We start from the raw sequence: 17,014 nt of genomic DNA on the forward strand, positions 1-17,014 counted from the left end.
TGCGGACGGCAGCGAAGATGCCGGGTGGGCGGGCGATAGGCTGCGGGCGGTCTCCGAACGAACTGAGGGGTACGCGTGATTGGCGCAACGGCTCGCGGGCTGGTCGTGGTCTGCGGGCAGCCGACGTGAACGACGGGCTGCGCCCCGGCGACCCTGCCCGACTCGGCGGGTTCGAGCTGCTCAACCGGCTCGGCGAGGGTGGCATGGGCAGCGTCTTCCTGGCCCGGTCGCCGCAGGGCCGCCAGGTGGCGGTCAAGGTCGTCCGCGCCGAGCTCTCACACGACGACGAGTTCCGTGGTCGGTTCCGCAGCGAGGTGAACCGTGCCCGCCAGGTTCCGCCGTTCTGCACCGCCGAGGTGCTGGACGCCGACCCGGACCACGACCCGCCCTACCTCGTGGTGGAGTACGTCGAGGGGCCCAGCCTGGCCCAGGTCATCCGGGACCGGGGGCCGCTGGGCGCGGCGCAGCTGCACAGCATCGCGGTCGGGGTGGCCACCGCGCTCACCGCCATCCACGGTGCCGGGGTGATACACCGGGACCTGAAACCGGCGAACGTGCTGGTGGCGCCCGGTGGGATCAAGGTCATCGACTTCGGTATCGCCCGCGCGCTCGAGGCGACCAGCCAGCACACCCGGACCCACCAGATGGTCGGGACCGTCTCGTACATGGCTCCGGAGCGGTTCGACACCGCGTCCGGTCGGGCGGTGGGCCCGGCGGCGGACATCTTCGCCTGGGGTGCCGTGGTCGCCTATGCCGCGACCGGCCGCAACCCGTTCGGGGGTGACTCCGCCACCGCCACCGCGATGCGGATCCTGACCCAACCGCCGGACCTGACCGGACTGACGGGGCCGTTGCGGGAGCTGGTCTCCCGGGCGTTGGAGAAGGACCCCGACGACCGGCCCACCGCGCGGGAACTGCTCGACGGGCTGTTGACGGTCGCGGCCCCGGTGGGCGACCCGGCCCCCGTCGCCGCGATGTCCCCGGCCGGTGCCGCCGGTGCCGACCAGCCATCGGGCGGATCGTTGGGGCCGGTTACGCCGCCCGCCGCCGCCGGCGATGGCCAGGGCGAACCGTCGACGTCGTCGGCGGCGGGGACGGGCCCGGCCGGCCGGCGGAGCCCGCTGCGGCGGCGTTGGCTCACCGGTGTGGGCGCGGCCGTCGCGGTGATCGCGGTGCTGGTGCCCGTCACCCTGTTCGGCCCGCGACTGTTCGACAGCCGGTCGACCCCGGACCCGAGCGGCTCGGCGGGGGCCGGGCCGGCAGCGGGTGGCCCGGCGACCACCGCCTCCGCAGCGGGTACGCCGACCCCGTCGCCGTCCGCCGCGCCGTCCACCTCGGTGGACCGTACCCAGGCGATCCTGGCCGGGCAGCGACAGATCCTGCTGCACGTGGTGGAGATCGACCGCGACCTCTCGCTGCCGTTCGACGGTGAGGTCCGGGTCAGCGACGGCACCAAACCGGACGCCCGCTTCGTGCTCGACCCGGTCGGCGTCGACTTCATGATCAAATCCCTGAACCCGGAGATCGCGCACCGGCCCTGCCTCGGCGTCAAGATCGACGAGGAGGGGTACGCCTCGCTGGTGGGCACCGAATGCAACCCCGGCGGGGCGACCCTCTTCGGAGTCTCCAGGGAGGGCAAGGACGACAAGGGGCGACTCTCCTACGCCATCGTCAGCGAGAAGTACGGCGTGGTGCAGTGGAGCCCGAGCCAGAAGAAGATCTACGTGGAGGTTCTCGGCGACGCCCCGGTGGGCACCACGTTCAGCCTGGTCGACCGGGGCGCGGTCTGATCCGCGAGGATCCGCCCGGGGCAACGGGGCGCGGCTGAGCGGTCCGCCGGTGCCGGCCGGGATCGGGACGCCGGAGCGGTCAGGGGCTGACCGGACCCAGGCGCGCTGATGAACGTCGATGTTGCCTGAGTGGATGCGGTCGTGCTGAAATGGCTCAGATCGCCGCAGCACGGGGGCAACCGCGCTGGCAACGGTGAGCACGGGAGCATCGCAGTGCCGGCACCGCGCCAGTTTCGGCAGCCGTGGGTGCCGCATCGCCGGGCCAGCGCCACGACGACGGGCAGGTGTCCCGCCGTACGTGTCACTGCCACGCCTTCCCGCGACAGCCGGGACCGCTGCACCTCTGACCGCCGGAGGCGTTCGACGCGCCACGTCGATGCGCCCGGGATGAGGTCGGCAGCGCTCGCGCCGGCCGGGATTTCCTGCTGAGCCCTGCCTGAGCGGCGGGGCCAGCCGTCATGGAGGATGACCATGCGCAGTTTCCTCGCGGTGTTCACCGCCGCCCTGATCCTCGGCACCGCCGCCGGCAGCGTCCCGGCCGGCCCGTCGGAGGCCTCTGAGCGCTCGTGCCCCCGTGGCCTGCTGTTCTGTGAGGACTTCGAGCGACTGCCCCTGGGGGGTCCCCGCACGGTGAACTGGGGCGTCGACACCCGCCACGGCACGCTCACCGTCGAGCGCGCCCGGCGTGGCAACCAGGTGCTGCGCCTCTACACGGTCGACAACGGACGGGCCTTCCTGCGGGTCGACGACTTCGCCGCGCCGGGCAACCGCTTCTATGGTCGGATGCGCCTGCGTGTCGACGCCTTCCCCACCGCCCCGGACTGGGCGCACTTCACGCTGGTCGAGGCGACCGGCTCCGGCAGTTCCGAGGTCGTCCGCCCGATCGGCGGCCAGTACGCCCCGACCGTCCCCGGCACCTTCTGGGGGGTGGGTGCCGACGGCGGCCCGACCGGCGACTGGACCAACTGGCGGGAGTCCGCCCCGGTCGCCGAGGACACCTGGCAGTGCTTCGAGTGGCAGCTCGACCAGACGGACAACCGGGTCACCGTCTGGATCGACGGGAAGGCGAATCCGGAACTGACCGCCTCCACGACCGAACACGGTGGCAACGACGTCCCCTTCGTCCTGCCCAAGGTCGACACGGTGAAGATCGGTTGGCAGCTCTACCAGGGCGGCACGACGCCGGGCGAGTTCGACCTGTGGATCGACGACATCGCCCTCTCCACCAAGCGGCTCGGCTGCTGACACCGGGCTGGGTCGGTCGTCGAGGTCGGGCGGCGCGGCGGCCGATGCGGTCGCTGCTGCCGGCAGCGCTGCTGCTGGCGTGTGGCCGGTCAGCCGCTGCTGCCGGCGGCGCGGCTGCTGACGTCTGGCTGGTCGGTCGCCGACGTCGGGCGACGTGGCTGCCGACGGCACGTCCGGGTGGGGCCGACCCGCTGACGTGGCCCGAAGGACAGGACGGCGACGCATCGCCGTCCTGTCCGGACGGAGGTCGAACCGGTCCGGGACCGGCGGGTCGCCGAGACGGAGAGCAGGCGTCTGGGCAGGCGCGGGTTTCCCGACCGGGCGGTGCGGGGTAGAGACCGCACCGCCCGTCAACCAGCCTCCCGAGGGGACTGTCATGTCGATCCAGGCGTTTCTCTATATCGTCGCGGTCATCCTGCTCGTGCTCGCCGCGCTGCCCATCCCCAGCCGGGGGTTCTCCCTCGCCCTGCTCGGCGCGGCGTGCGCCCTGCTGGCCTACGCCTGGCCGGTGATCACCGGCTAGGCGCCGCCGGTCGACCCGGAGTCGGGTGGTGCGGGCCGAGGTGGCTGCGCTCACCCTCGTGGTCGAGGATGCAGAGGATCTCGGCCGGGCCGTCGTGCGCGCCGAACGCGTGCGGGACCAGGGTGGAGAACTCTGCGGCCTCGTTCGTGCCGACGAGGATCGTCCGTTCACCGAGACGTAGCGCGATGGTGCCGGCGAGCACGGTGAACCAGTCCCGTCCGGGGTGCACCCGTAGCTCGGCCGGCACCTCCCGGGTGATCCGCATCTTGGCGACGGTCTGGTTGCTGTCCCGGGAGAGCAGCCAGGTCGTGACCCCCCGGTCCTCGTCGCAGTGCGGACGGATCACGACGTCGTCGTCGGCGTCGGACTCGACCAGCCGGTCGAGCGTGATGCCCAGCACCCGAGCGATCGTGGCGACCTGGTCCAGGGCGACCCGCCGGTGCCCGGTCTCGATCCGGCTGAGCGTGGAGGGACTGATCAGGCAGCGCTGGGCCAACTCGTCCAGCGACCAGCCGCGCGCCACCCGGAGGCTGCGGATGCGCTGGCGGACCAGGGTCTCCAGATCCTTGTCTTGCTTCATGGGCAAGATGCTATGCCGCTGAGGCATGGCAGGGCTACCGTTCCCCCATGGCACACGACCACCTGATCGAGCTGCTCGACCTCGACGCGGAGGTGCTCCACGAGTACTTCCGTGACGTGATCGGCTGGGTCGGCCGCGAGGCCGCCGAGCGACCCCACGTCGTCGACCTCGGGGCCGGCAGCGGCACCGGTTCCCTCGCCCTCGCCCGGGAGTTGCCCGACTCCACGATCACCGCGGTCGACCTCTCCCCGGAGATGCTGGCCCACCTGCGGGGCCGGGCCGACGCCGCCGGGTTGGGCGACCGGATCCGCACCGTCGAGGCCGACCTCGACCAGCCCTGGCCCGACCTCGGGCCGGTCGAGGTGATCTGGGCGGCCGCATCAATGCACCACATGGCCGATCCGGCGACCGCGGTCGCCTCGGCGTGCGGCGCGCTGCGGCCGGGCGGGCTGCTGGTGATCGCCGAGTTGGACTCGTTCCCCCACTTTCTCACCGGCACCGCCGACGAGGAGGTGGAGCGGCGTGGTCACGCCGAGGCGGCGAAGCGCCGGCACGAGGCGGGCCTGCACATGCACGAGAACTGGGGCGAGCGGATGAGGCAGGCCGGCTTCACCTCGGTCACCGAGCGGCACTTCGACATCGACCTGCGTCCCCCGCTGCCGGCCGCCACCACCCGCTACGCGCACGCCTCGCTGAGCCGGATGCGCCACGGACTGGAGGAGCGGCTCTCCGCCCGGGACCTCGCCGCCCTGGAGCAGGTCGTGGCGGGTCTGGCGACCCGTGCCGACCTCAGCGTCCGCACCGGTCGAACGGTCTGGTTGGCCCGCCGCTGAGCGTCCGCCATCCGCCGACGGTGTTGCCGGTCGGGTCGGTGACGACCTGCCCGTAGCGGCGGGTGCCGTACAGCGTCGACTCGTTGGGCGCGGTGTACATGCCCGCGTAGTCCCAGACGACGGTGAACTCCCACCGCCGACGTGCTCGGGACGTCCGCCGCGCAGGCCCGCAGCGCCGTGCTGGAGGAGCTGATCCGGAAGGACCCGGGGCGGTTCCGGGTGCTGACCGGTGACCGTCCCACCGGTCGCCTGCACCTCGGTCACTTCTTCGGCACACTGCACAACCGGGTCCGGCTCCAGGATCTCGGGGTGGAGTTGTTCGTGGTCATCGCGGACTACCAGGTGCTGACCGACCGCGACGTGGCGGACGATCTGATCCGGCACGTCGAGGAGTTGGTCCTGGACTACCTGGCGATCGGGGTGGACCCGGCACGCAGCACGACGGACGGCACCAAGATGAGCAAGAGCCGGAACAACGCGATCACGCTGGCCGCCGACGTCGACGAGACCGCCTGGCTGATCAAGGGCGCCAAGACCGACTCCGAGCGGCACATCTCCTACGACCCGGCGACCCGCCCCGAGGTGTCCTCGCTGCTGCTGCTGGCGGCCCTGTGCCAGGGCCGTACCCCGGAGCAGGTGGCGGCGGACATCGGCTCGGCGGGCGCTGCCGCGCTCAAGAAGGTGGTGACCGAGTCGGTCAACGAGTACCTGGCCCCGATCAGGGCCCGCCGGGCCGAGTACGGGCAGGACCGCGCCCACCTGCGCGACGTGCTGCGCGCGGGCAACGAGCGCGCGCGGGCGGTCGCCGACGCCACCCTGGCCGAGGTACGGGCTGCCATGAACACCTGTTACTGACCCCGGACGCCCCGGCGGCCGGCGAGTCGGCCCTCGCGGACCCCGCCGCCGGCCACGCCGGGTCTGGGGCATCGAGGGGCACCGGCACCGAGGGGCACCGGCGACGACCCGGGCCGGGCGGCAGCGCCCGCACCCGGGCCGGCCGGCGGGAGCGCCCGCGAGGGCTCAGGCCTTGCGGGCCACCCCGCCGACGATGGTGTGGTAGGTCGCGGTCTGCCGGGTGTCCTCCTCGCCGTCCGGGTGCCACTCGGCCAGCGGGACCAACCCGGGCGGGAGCAACTCCAGGTCGCCGAAGAAGCTCAGGATCTCGTCACGGGTACGCCACCGGCCGGTGCCCAGCGTCTCGTTGAAGACCTTCTCCACCGCCCGCGCCTTCTCGGACAACTCCGGCTGGGCCGCGCCCGGGTCATAGAAGTGCGAGATGGCCAGGTAGCTGCCGGAGGGGAGGGCGTCGATCAGCCGCCGGGCGACGGCGGTGGGGTCGTCGTCGTCGTGGAGGTGGTGCAGGATCGCCAGGAGCAGCAGCCCGACCGGCTGGTCGAAGTCGATCAGCTTGCGCTCGCGTAGTTCGGCCAGCAACTCCTCCGGCTGCCGGACGTCGGCGCCGACCACGGTGGTGGTCCGGGCGTCCGCGAGCAGGGCCCGGCCGTGCGCGAGGGCCATCGGGTCGTTGTCCACGTAGACGACCCGGGCGTCCGGGTCGACCTGGTGGGCGATCTCGTGCACGTTGCCCCGGGTGGGCAGCCCGGAGCCGAGGTCGAGGAACTGGCGGATGCCGGCTTCGGCGGCCAGGTAGCGGACCGATCGGCGCAGGAAGGCCCGGCAGGCCCGCCCCGCCTCCGGACCGTCCGGGGTGACCTGCATCGCCATCTGGGCGGCGTGCCGGTCGACCGCGAAGTTGTCCTTGCCGCCGAGGTAGTAGTCGTACACCCGGGCGATGCTGGGCCGGGTGGTGTCGACGCCCGGCGGCGCCACCTTGTCGCTCGTCAACGCTTCGATCCCTCCGAACAGGGCCATGGTCGGTCACATTCGGCGGGGAGACCGCGACACTCATGGCTGCCGAACCGATACCGGCCCACGACAGTGGGACGGATGTGTCCTGAGGGTAGATGAGCGCGCTCCCAAACGTCGATTCCGTGGGTGTCGGCTACGCGGCAGGGCGGGTGCGAACCGGGACCGTCGGTGCGTTTCGTGGCCCGGCCGGCCTCCACAATCGAGTCTTTCACGGTGGCCCGGGGAGAAGCGTCGACACTGCGGCGACGACGGGTGATGCCGGAGCGGCCGGATGGACGTGTGGGTTCCATCGACCGACTCCGATCAACATGTGGACCGTTCCGGCGGTGGGTGTCCGGGGCTGGCCGGTAATCCGACCACATTGACCAGCATCTTAGTGAGAAATCCGGATCATTGCCGGGATCGGTGGATCGCCACCCATGCGGTGCGGTGGTTCCTAAATTATGCTGCCCATGATGCATCGATGCCGGTAGATCAGTGCCGGTGCCACCCCGCGACCGCCGACGACGGCGGGTCCGCTCGCCGATCGGAGTTCCCGATGGTCCTGCAACCGGCCGCCACCGTGCTGGCCAGCCTCCTGCTCGCCCTGCCCGCCGCCGTCCCGGCGGGCCCCGACACCGCACCCGCACCGTCCCTGCGGGCCGCGCAGTCGTCCCCCGGGCAGCCCACCGCCCTGGCCGGCCCGCCCGGTGCCCCGCCCGGCGTCTGCCCCACCGGCACCGGGTACGGCCCGCCGCTGCCGTCGACCTCGGTCGTGGCCACGAAGATCCGCGGCGGGTTCTCGTTCCTGGAGGGGCCCGTCTGGGTCGCCGACCGGGGCGTCCTGCTCTTCTCCGACATGGGCGCGGCCACCGGGTCGGAGTACGTCCAGCCGTCGACGATCCGGCGGTTCACGCCGCCGGCCACCTTCGACACGTTCCTCCCCAACGCGGGCAGCAACGGGCTCGCGCTCACCCCCGACGGGCAGCAACTCGTCGCCGCGACGCACGACCAGCGCAGCGTCTCGACCTACCGGCTCGACAACCTGGCCCGGGGCGTCGTCGCCGGCAACTACCAGGGGCGGGCGTTCAACTCGCCGAACGACGTCGCGGTCCGCTCGGACGGCGTCGTCTACTTCACCGACCCGAACTTCCAGCGCGGCAACCGCCCCGACCAGATGAGCGGGCGGACCAGCGTGTTCCGGGTCTCCGGCGGCCAGGTGTCACTGGTCGACGACGCGCTGCGCCAGCCCAACGGCATCTCGCTCTCCCCGGACGGCGGCACCCTCTACGTGGGCGCCTACGGCGAGAACAAGATCTACAAGTACGCCGTCCAGCCCGACGGCAGCACCGGCCCCCGCAGCGTGTTCGTCAACTACGTCGGCGGCCCGGACGGCGGCACGATCGACTGCGCCGGAAACGTGTACTGGACGTCGGGCGGCGACGGGCTGGTGCACGTCTACTCGCCCACCGGCAACCAGCTCGGCACGATCCGGTCCGGCTCCAGCGGCACCACCAACGTGGCGTTCGGCGGGTCCGACCGGCGGACCCTCTACGTCACCTCGGGCCGCACGAACGACTCCGGCCTGTACAGCGTGCGGCTCAACGTGCCCGGCTACCCGTACTGATCTCCAGGTTCCCCAGAAAGGGACGTACCGCGTGCGAATCAGTCCTCGTCATGCCACCCTTGCCCTGCTGACCAGCGCCTGCACGGTCCTGGCCGGCGCGCCGGTCAGCGCCGGACCGCCGACGACGCCGGCCACCACGGTCGCCACCGGCCGGGCCACGTTCGCCGCCGACACCCGGCCGCCCACCGCGCCGAGCTACCTGCGCAGCAGCAGGCTCACCTGTCAGTCCGTCACGCTGACCTGGGCCGCGTCCCGGGACGACGTCGGCGTCGCCTACTACGACATCTACCACGACGGCCAGCTGGTCACCTCGGTCGCCGGCAGCACCCTGACCGCCACGCTCACCGTCGCGCAGGGCGTCACCTGGGGGTGGTACGTCAACGCCCGGGACGCCGCCGGCAACGTGTCGCAGGCCAGTGCCACGCTCTCCGTGACGCCGCCGTTCTGCCAGTCCGACACCCAGCGGCCCACCACACCGACCAACCTCGCCGGCACCGCCAACGGCACCGACGTCACCCTGACCTGGACGGCGTCCACCGACAACGTCGCGGTCACCCGGTACGACATCCTGCGCAACGGGGTGACGGTCGGCTCCGTCACCGGCACGGCCGCCAACCCACCCGCGACCTCGTTCACCGACACCGGGCTGGCCGCCACCACCGACTACCGCTACACGGTCGTCGCCCGGGACGCCCAGGGCAACGTCTCGACGGCGAGCAGCGCGGTGACCGTCCGCACCGGGTCGGCCTGCACCAGCGCCGTCTGCGGCACGACGGTGGTCACCACCGAGCGGGACCTGCCGTGGGGGTTGGTGCAACTGCCCGACGGCACCGTGCTCTACGGCCGGCGTGACCTGTTCGACGTCGTCGCCATGAACCCGGACGGCACCAACAAGCGCAGCATCGGCACGGTGCCCAACGTCGCCGGCACCAACGGCGAGGGCGGGGTGCTCGGCCTGGCCGTGTCGTCGAGCTTCGCCACCGACCGGTGGCTGTACATCTACCACACCACCACGACCGACAACCGGATCATCCGCATCCGGTACGACGGGACGTTGCAGACCGGCAGCTCGCAGGTGCTGGTGACCGGCATCCCGCGCAACAAGTACCACAATGGCGGGCGGCTGCGCTTCGGCCCGGACGGGATGCTCTACGCCGCCACCGGTGACGGGCAGAGCCCGGACCGCGCCCAGGACGTCAACGACCTGGGCGGCAAGGTGCTGCGGGTACGCCCCGACGGCACCGTGCCGTCCGACAACCCGTTCGGCAACGCGGTCTGGAGCTACGGGCACCGCAACCCGCAGGGGCTGGCGTTCGACTCCCGGGGCCGGCTCTTCGCACAGGAGTTCGGCAACAACGTCATGGACGAAACCAACATCATCGTCCGGGGTGGCAACTACGGGTGGCCGGCCTGCGAGGGCACTGTGGGTTCCTGCACCAACCCGAGCTTCGTCGCCCCCATCCGCACCTATCCGGTGGCCGAGGCCTCGTGCAGTGGCCTGGCCATCGTCCGGGATGTGCTGTATCTCGGCTGCCTGCGGGGCAACCGGATGTACCGGGCGGTGATCAGCGGAAACACCCTCACCGACGTGCAGCAGTTCTTCGTCGGCACGTACACCCGGCTGCGGACCGTCGAGCCGACCCTCGACGGGAACCTCTGGCTGACCACGAGCACCGGTGGCGACAAGGACAGCATCCCGAACAACAGCAACGAGCGGATCCTCAAGGTGACCCTGGGTAGGTAGCCCGGGTCGACGGCGTACCGGCGCGGTGTCCCGGCTGCCGGGATGACACGCCACCGGGCCGCCACCGCCCACCACCTGCGGTGCGGTCGCCGACCATCCGGTCGGCGACCGCACCGCACCCGTCCCGACCGAAGGCGGCCCGTGAGAGCGGCCAACTGGGCGCGGTGGCGGCCGGTACGGACCCGAATCCGACCGTGGTCGTGTCCACAATGGCGACAGCGGGCGGCGTAGCCTGAATCGGACGTGGTTTCCGTCCCACGCGACGAGATCGTCGCGTGCCGTCGACCTGTGGTGAAAGAGGCGAACCCGGCTGTGTCGACCCACCAGACCTCGCAGGACAATCCGCTCGCGGATTTCGGTCCCAACGAGTGGATCGTCGACGACATGTACCAGCGCTATCTGGCCGATCCGACGAGCGTCGACCATGCCTGGCACGACTTCTTCGCCGACTACCGACCGGGGGCGGGCCCGACCGTCTCGCCGGACGACACCACCGCCCCGGGCACGGTGAAGACCGCAGGCGACCGCGAGGAGGCGGCGACCGTGGCCGGCACGCCGACCCCGCCGGCCGTCCAGGCGGGGAAGCCCGCCGCGACCGGCGGCACCGCACCCGCCGCGAAGTCGGCGGTCCCGGCAGCCACGGCGCCCGCCCCGAAGGCGGCGTCGTCCCCGTCCGCCGGGAAGTCCTCCGCGTCCGGCGCGAAGGCTCCGGTGGCGGCCACGACTGCTCCCGCGTCCGGCGTCGAGGTGTCCGGTGGGCGAGCCGGCGGGACCGGGGCGGCCGGTAGGGCGACGTCCGGCAGCGGTGCAGCGGGTGACCCGGCCACCGCCGCGCGTACGGTCCCGCTGCGGGGCGTCGCGGCCCGCATCGTGCAGAACATGAACAGCTCGCTCGACGTGCCGACCGCCACCAGTGTCCGCGCCGTGCCGGCCAAGCTGCTGGTCGACAACCGCATCGTGATCAACAACCATCTCGCCCGGGGGCGGGGTGGCAAGGTCAGCTTCACCCACCTGATCGGCTGGGCGTTGGTCCGCGCGGTCGTCGCACACCCTGAGATGAACAACTCGTACGCCGAGGTGGACGGCCGGCCGGCACTGGTGCAGCCGGAGCACGTCAATCTCGGTATCGCCATCGACCTGGCCCGGCCGGACGGCACCCGCACCCTGGTCGTGCCGTCGGTCAAGAAGTGCGAAAGCATGGACTTCCGGCAGTTCTGGCAGGCGTACGAGGACCTGGTGCGGCGGGCCCGTCGGGGCGAGCTGACCATGGAGGACCACGCCGGCACCACCCTGTCGCTGACCAACCCGGGTGGCATCGGCACCGTGCACTCGGTGCCCCGGCTGATGCCCGGCCAGAGCGCGATCATCGGCGTCGGCGCGATGGAGTACCCGGCGCCGTACTCGGGCATGTCCGACGAGACCCTGGCCGACCACGGCATCAGCAAGGTCGCCACGTTGACCAGCACCTACGACCACCGGGTGATCCAGGGCGCGCAGTCCGGCGAGTTCCTCAAGACGGTGCACGAGCTGCTGCTCGGCGAGCACGGCCTGTACGACGACATCTTCACCTCGCTGCGGATCCCGTACGAGCCGGTGCGCTGGATGCGGGACGTGGCCCGGACCTCCGAGGGGCAGATCGACAAGGCCGCCCGGGTGGTCGAGCTGATCCACGCCTACCGGGTGCGCGGGCACCTGATGGCCGACACCGACCCGCTCGAATTCGAGATCCGTCGGCACCCCGACCTGGACGTCCTGCAACACGGCCTGACCCTGTGGGACCTGGACCGGACGTTTCCGGTCGGCGGCTTCGCCGGCCGGCAGAAGATGCGGCTGCGCGACGTGCTGGGCGTCCTGCGGGACACCTACTGCCGCCGGGTCGGCATCGAGTACATGCACATCCAGGAGCCGGAGGAGCGTCGCTGGATCCAGGAGCGCATCGAGATCAGATACACCAAACCGGACCCGGTGGAGCAGCAGTACCTGCTCAACCGGCTCAACGCCGCCGAGGCGTTCGAGACCTTCCTGCAGACCAAGTACGTCGGTCAGCGGCGCTTCTCGCTGGAGGGCGGCGAGTCGCTGATCCCGCTGCTCGACGAGGTGCTCCAGGCCTGCGCCGAGGGCGGCTTCCCCGAGCTGGTCATCGGGATGGCCCACCGGGGGCGCCTCAACGTGCTCGCCAACATCGTCGGCAAGCCGTACGAGAAGATCTTCAACGAGTTCGAGGGTCAGATGGACCCGGATTCGGCGCACGGCTCCGGCGACGTCAAGTACCACCTCGGGCAGACCGGCAGATACACCACCCCGGACGGTCAGCACTCCACCACCGTGAGCGTGGTCGCCAACCCGTCGCACCTGGAGGCCGTCGACCCGGTGCTGGAGGGGATCGTCCGGGCCAAGCAGGACCGGCTCGACCTGGGGCTGGAGGGCTACACCGTGCTGCCGGTGCTGGTCCACGGCGACGCCGCGTTCGCCGGGCAGGGGGTGGTCGCCGAGACGCTCAACCTGTCCCAGCTGCGCGGTTACCGCACCGGTGGGACCGTGCACGTGGTGGTCAACAACCAGGTCGGTTTCACCACCGCCCCGGAATACAGCCGCTCGTCGCTCTACTCCACCGACGTGGCCCGGATGATCCAGGCGCCGATCTTCCACGTCAACGGCGACGACCCGGAGGCGGTCATCCGGGTCGCCCGGCTGGCCTTCGAGTACCGCCAGGCGTTCCACAAGGACGTCGTGATCGACCTGGTCTGCTACCGCCGCCGCGGGCACAACGAGGGCGACGACCCGTCGATGACCAACCCCCGGATGTACGAGATCATCGACGCCAAGCGCAGCGTCCGGAAGCTCTACACCGAGGAGCTGATCGGCCGGGGCGACATCACCGTCGACGCCGCCCAGCAGCAGCTCCGCGAATACCAGGCGGAGCTGGAGCGGGTCTTCGCGGCCAGCCGGGACGCGGCCGGCGCGCCGCCCCGCGCGCGGCGCCCCGGGGGCGCGCAGCCCGACCCGCAGGTCGAGACCGCCGTCGACGCCGCCGTGGTACGCGCGGTCGGCGAGGCCCACCTGCAGCTCCCGGCGGGCTTCACCCCGCACAAGCGGGTCCAGCAGGTGTTGCAGCGGCGGGCCCGGATGGCCGTCGAGGGCGACATCGACTGGGGCTTCGGCGAGCTGGTCGCGTTCGGGTCGCTGCTGGCCCAGGGCGTCACCGTCCGGCTGGCCGGCCAGGACTCCCGGCGCGGCACGTTCACCTCCCGGCACGCCGCGATCGTCGACTCGAAGGCCGGCCAGGACGACGTGCCGCTGTCCCGCCTGGCCACCGGCGACGCCCGGTTCTTCGTGCACGACTCGCTGCTCTCCGAGTACGCCGCCATGGGCTTCGAGTACGGCTACTCGGTGGAGAACCCCGAGGCGTTGGTGCTCTGGGAAGCGCAGTTCGGTGACTTCGCCAACGGCGCGCAGTCCATCATCGACGAGTTCCTGTCCTCCGGTGAGCTCAAGTGGGGTCAGCGGTCGGCACTGGTGTTGCTGCTGCCGCACGGGCAGGAGGGGCAGGGCCCCGACCACTCGTCCGGGCGGCCGGAGCGCTTCCTGCAGCTGTGCGCGCAGGACAACATGCGGGTCGCCATCCCCAGCACCCCGGCCAACTACTTCCACCTGCTGCGCCGGCAGGCCCTGTCGACCAGGCGCAAGCCGCTGGTGGTCTTCTCGCCGAAGTCGTTGCTGCGGCACAAGCTCTGCGTCTCGGACGTGGCCGACTTCACCACGGGCGGGTTCCAGCCGGTGTTGGCCGACGGCGGGCCGGGTGCGGCGTCGCTGCCCGCCGAGGCGGTCAAGCGGGTGCTGCTCTGCTCCGGCAAGGTCTACTACGACCTGCTGCAGGCGCGCGCCGATCGCGGCATCGGCGACACCGCCATCGTCCGGGTGGAGCAGCTCTATCCGTTGCCGGTAGCGGAACTCAAGGCGGTGCTCGACCAGTATCCGAACGCGGAGGACGTCGCCTGGGTGCAGGAGGAGCCGGCCAACCAGGGCGCCTGGTCGTTCGTGGCGCTCAACCTGTTGGAGCACCTGGACGGGGTGCGGCTGCGCCGTATCTCCCGCCCGGCCGCCGCCGCCCCGGCGGTCGGCTCCGCCAAGCAGCACGAGATCGAGCAGGCCGCGATCATCGACGCGGCGCTGCCGCAGCCGTGAGAACGGACGGGACAGCCCGCCGGTGTGGCGCAGCCGCCCCGTCCGTCAGGGGTGCCGGGTGGGCCGGTCAGCTGGTGGCTTCGGTTGCGGCGTGCATCTCGCGGATGGTGCGGTAGGCCCGCTCCCGCGACTCGGCAGCCAACGGCTTGAACTGCGCGAGCTTTCGGCATCGGCTCGGCCAACGTCATCTCGGCGGGCACCTAGGTGATGTCGGTGAGCCCGACCTGGCCCGGTGCGGCGGTGATCCGGGGCCCCTCAGCACCGCCGACCTGATCGACGGCATCCACCCCCACCGCTGGCGGCTACGACAAGATCGCCGCCCACGGCACCTCCCCACCGGGGAGAAAAGTACGCTTTTGCGGTCATGATGACGTTTGAAACCTTATTGTCCGTGTGTGTCGGTCGCATGCCTGCGCCAGCACCACAGTGATCCGAGAGACGTGAGGTGGAATTCGTGCGTACTACCAGAATCTCCCTGGTCGGGGCAGCTGCCGTTGCCGCGATGGTGGGCTTCGCCGCCGCGCCCGCCGCAGCTGCCCCGACGGACACCACGACGGTCACCTTCGAGGTGCTCGCCGGCACCCTGGACATCGATGCCCCCGCCACGGCGGACCTTGGCACCGGCTCGCCGGGGGGCACGATCACCGGCCAGCTGGGTTCGGTCACCGTCACCGACGGCCGGGCCTCCGCCGACGCCTCATGGGTGGCGACGGTGGTCTCGACGGACTTCCAGACCGGCGGTGGCACCGCGTCCGAAACCGTCCTCGCCAGTGAGATCAACTACTGGTCCGGTGCGGCCACCGCCACCACGGGCACCGGCACCTTCACCCCGGGTCAGCCGACCACAGGGGACCAGGAGCCGCTGGACAACACGGCTCCGCTGACCGCCTTCTCCCACGTCGGCGGTACGGGTAACAACACGGCGGTCTGGAACCCGACCCTGGTGGTCAACGTTCCGCTGGACTCCCAGGCCGGCATCTACACCGGAACGGTGACGCATTCGGTGGCGTGAGCAGTGGGTCCGATCGGCCGTACGGGTCGTGCCGGTGCTGCTGTGCTTCGTTGGTCTGGGCCCCGTCGCCCAGGCCAGCGAGGCCGTGCCCGACCCGGACGAGGGCAGCATCGGGATCCAACTGCTGGAGGCGCCCGTCAGCCGGCGGGCGGACCCCCGGGCCCTTCGTTACATCGTCGACCATCTGGCCCCCGGGACAGTGATCAAGCGGCAACTGCAGGTGAGGAACACGTCCGATGCGCAGCAACGGATCGACCTGTATCCGTCCGCCGCGACGGTCGAGGGAGACCGGTTCATCTTCGGTGAGGGCCGTACGCCCAACGAGCTGACCTCCTGGATCTCGCTCGATCGCCACCAGCTCACCCTCGATCCGGGCGATTCGGCCCGGTTCACCGGCACGATCGCGGTCCCGGCGAACGCGTCGTCCGGTGAGCGGTATGCCGTCGTCTGGGCGTCAGCGACCTCGAAGCCGACGGCTTCCGGCAACGTCACCCAGGTCCACCGGGTTGGTGTCCGGGTCTACCTGAGCGTCGGCGCGGGCGGCGAACCGCCATCCGACTTCCGCATCGGTGAGTTCGTCCCGGCCCGGGACCCGGACGGCGTGCCCTCGGTCGCCATCGGGGTCGACAACACCGGCCAGCGGGCGTTGGACCTGACCGGGAAGGTCAACCTCACCGAGGGCCCCGGCGGCATGGAGGCGGGGCCGTTCGACATCGTCGAGGGAACCACCCTGTCACCTGGCGACTCGGGTGGGGTCGTGGTCCGGCTGCCCAAGGAACTGCCGAACGGGCCGTGGAAGATCGTGGCCGACCTGGAAAGCGGGATGGTGAAGCGAAGCGTGACGAGGAGCATCGAGTTCCCGGACCGCGGGAAGGTGGGTAAGCCCGGCACGATCCTGTCCGGCTGGATGCCGCTCTGGTCGATCGCTGGTGCGCTGGTGGTCGTGCTGCTGATCCTCGCGGCACTGATCATGAAGCGTCGGTCCCGGCAACCGGCGGCTGTGGGATGAGCCCGCCGAGTCGGCGGGGATCGCCGGTCGGCGCGGCCGGTCCTTTCTTCCGGGTCCGGTCCTTCTCCCAGGTCAATGGCGTCTGGCGGTCGGCCGAACTGCCGCATCATTCCGGTCGGCGGTTCCGCATCAAGAGGTAACCACCGAGCAGTAGGGCGGAACCGCCCAAGGCGAGGAAGAGGCCGATGGTGTCCGGGCTGGTCTGCGGAAGCTCCCCGCCGGGCGGCGGGGAAGCCGGTTGGTCGGGCCCACCAGCCGGTTGGCTCGGGCTCGCCGTGGGCTGGGTCGGGCCAGGCGTCGGCTGGGTCGGGCTCGCCGTGGGCTGGGCCGGTACCACTTCGAACATCACCCCGGTGCTTGCCGCCGGCTCCGCTAAGGCCGCGGCATCCGACCGCTCGGGCTGGGCCGCCACGGCTGGGACGGTGAGCAGGGCGGAGAACACGAGGACCGCGATCCGCACCGACCAGGGCGCGGACCTGCCGGGCTGAACTTCATGGCGGATCATTGCCTCACCCCCGTCTTGACGTCGTCCCGAACAGCAACGTACCGCCATTTTGAGAACATTGCTCAAAGATTGGCGCATCGCCTGATTCGCCCAGATCGGCGTAGCTGATCGGT

Annotated in this window: 13 protein-coding genes; 10 read left to right on the forward strand and 3 right to left on the reverse strand. The window is 71.4% G+C overall.

The window, feature by feature from the left end:
• Positions 1-125 precede the first annotated feature (125 nt).
• The 3 genes from GA0070216_RS28205 to GA0070216_RS34790 all read left to right on the forward strand — a co-directional run bounded on the left by GA0070216_RS28205 (position 126) and on the right by GA0070216_RS34790 (position 3,558).
• Positions 126-1,790 (forward strand): serine/threonine protein kinase, encoded by a 1,665-nt coding sequence (locus GA0070216_RS28205; protein ID WP_245722776.1) that lies wholly within the window; start codon positions 126-128, stop codon positions 1,788-1,790.
• Positions 1,791-2,261: 471 nt separating this feature from the next.
• On the forward strand, positions 2,262-3,035 hold the full coding sequence (locus GA0070216_RS28210) for a hypothetical protein (RefSeq protein ID WP_091252383.1): 774 nt from the start codon (positions 2,262-2,264) through the stop codon (positions 3,033-3,035).
• 376 nt (positions 3,036-3,411) lie between these two features.
• The gene (locus GA0070216_RS34790; RefSeq protein ID WP_176739178.1) at positions 3,412-3,558 is read left to right on the forward strand and encodes a hypothetical protein; all 147 of its coding nucleotides are present in this window, start codon (positions 3,412-3,414) and stop codon (positions 3,556-3,558) included.
• Here GA0070216_RS34790 and GA0070216_RS28215 read toward each other — a convergent pair.
• Positions 3,548-4,138 (reverse strand): helix-turn-helix domain-containing protein, encoded by a 591-nt coding sequence (locus GA0070216_RS28215; RefSeq protein WP_091252384.1) that lies wholly within the window; start codon positions 4,136-4,138, stop codon positions 3,548-3,550. The two genes, GA0070216_RS34790 and GA0070216_RS28215, sit on opposite strands and share 11 nt — an antisense overlap.
• A 47-nt stretch (positions 4,139-4,185) precedes the next feature.
• Between GA0070216_RS28215 and GA0070216_RS28220 the strand changes: the two genes are divergently transcribed.
• Positions 4,186-4,971, forward strand: coding sequence for a class I SAM-dependent methyltransferase (locus GA0070216_RS28220; RefSeq protein WP_091252385.1), 786 nt, complete (start codon positions 4,186-4,188; stop codon positions 4,969-4,971).
• A 141-nt stretch (positions 4,972-5,112) separates the two neighbouring features.
• Positions 5,113-5,826, forward strand: a complete 714-nt coding sequence (locus GA0070216_RS28225) for a tryptophan--tRNA ligase (protein ID WP_091252386.1) — start codon at positions 5,113-5,115, stop codon at positions 5,824-5,826.
• 165 nt (positions 5,827-5,991) lie between these two features.
• Here the strand turns inward: GA0070216_RS28225 and GA0070216_RS28230 are convergent, their stop codons facing one another.
• Positions 5,992-6,843, reverse strand: coding sequence for an SAM-dependent methyltransferase (locus GA0070216_RS28230; protein ID WP_245722777.1), 852 nt, complete (start codon positions 6,841-6,843; stop codon positions 5,992-5,994).
• Positions 6,844-7,378: 535 nt separating this feature from the next.
• On the opposite strand from GA0070216_RS28230, the gene GA0070216_RS28235 reads away from it, so the two are divergent.
• From GA0070216_RS28235 to GA0070216_RS34795, 5 genes are all read left to right on the forward strand, one after another.
• Positions 7,379-8,446, forward strand: coding sequence for an SMP-30/gluconolactonase/LRE family protein (locus tag GA0070216_RS28235; RefSeq protein WP_091252387.1), 1,068 nt, complete (start codon positions 7,379-7,381; stop codon positions 8,444-8,446).
• A gap of 31 nt (positions 8,447-8,477) precedes the next feature.
• Positions 8,478-10,190, forward strand: coding sequence for a PQQ-dependent sugar dehydrogenase (locus GA0070216_RS36260; protein ID WP_281190470.1), 1,713 nt, complete (start codon positions 8,478-8,480; stop codon positions 10,188-10,190).
• Positions 10,191-10,502: 312 nt separating this feature from the next.
• Positions 10,503-14,375 (forward strand): multifunctional oxoglutarate decarboxylase/oxoglutarate dehydrogenase thiamine pyrophosphate-binding subunit/dihydrolipoyllysine-residue succinyltransferase subunit, encoded by a 3,873-nt coding sequence (locus GA0070216_RS28245; protein WP_091252390.1) that lies wholly within the window; start codon positions 10,503-10,505, stop codon positions 14,373-14,375.
• 454 nt (positions 14,376-14,829) lie between these two features.
• Positions 14,830-15,387, forward strand: a complete 558-nt coding sequence (locus GA0070216_RS28250; protein WP_245722778.1) for a hypothetical protein — start codon at positions 14,830-14,832, stop codon at positions 15,385-15,387.
• Positions 15,388-15,415: 28 nt separating this feature from the next.
• Positions 15,416-16,396 (forward strand): COG1361 family protein, encoded by a 981-nt coding sequence (locus GA0070216_RS34795; RefSeq protein ID WP_176739179.1) that lies wholly within the window; start codon positions 15,416-15,418, stop codon positions 16,394-16,396.
• Between the two features lie 106 nt (positions 16,397-16,502).
• On the opposite strand, the gene GA0070216_RS36710 is transcribed toward GA0070216_RS34795, so the two are convergent.
• Complete coding sequence (locus GA0070216_RS36710) at positions 16,503-16,979, reverse strand: LPXTG cell wall anchor domain-containing protein (RefSeq protein WP_091252393.1); 477 nt, start codon at positions 16,977-16,979, stop codon at positions 16,503-16,505.
• Between the last annotated feature and the right edge of the window lie 35 nt (positions 16,980-17,014).

This window comes from Micromonospora matsumotoense (genome assembly GCF_900091525.1).
In the GTDB taxonomy this organism is placed as follows: Bacteria; Actinomycetota; Actinomycetes; order Mycobacteriales; family Micromonosporaceae; genus Micromonospora; species Micromonospora matsumotoensis.

Bases quoted from the DNA above. Each gene is read 5' to 3' on its own strand.
- GA0070216_RS28210 (WP_091252383.1), top strand. From the start codon at position 2,262: ATGCGCAGTTTCCTCGCGGTGTTCACCGCCGCCCTGATCCTCGGCACC.
- GA0070216_RS34790 (WP_176739178.1), top strand. From the start codon at position 3,412: ATGTCGATCCAGGCGTTTCTCTATATCGTCGCGGTCATCCTGCTCGTG.
- GA0070216_RS28230 (WP_245722777.1), bottom strand. From the start codon at position 6,843: ATGGCCCTGTTCGGAGGGATCGAAGCGTTGACGAGCGACAAGGTGGCG.
- GA0070216_RS28235 (WP_091252387.1), top strand. From the start codon at position 7,379: ATGGTCCTGCAACCGGCCGCCACCGTGCTGGCCAGCCTCCTGCTCGCC.
- GA0070216_RS28220 (WP_091252385.1), top strand. From the start codon at position 4,186: ATGGCACACGACCACCTGATCGAGCTGCTCGACCTCGACGCGGAGGTG.
- GA0070216_RS28215 (WP_091252384.1), bottom strand. From the start codon at position 4,138: ATGAAGCAAGACAAGGATCTGGAGACCCTGGTCCGCCAGCGCATCCGC.
- GA0070216_RS36710 (WP_091252393.1), bottom strand. From the start codon at position 16,979: ATGCGCCAATCTTTGAGCAATGTTCTCAAAATGGCGGTACGTTGCTGT.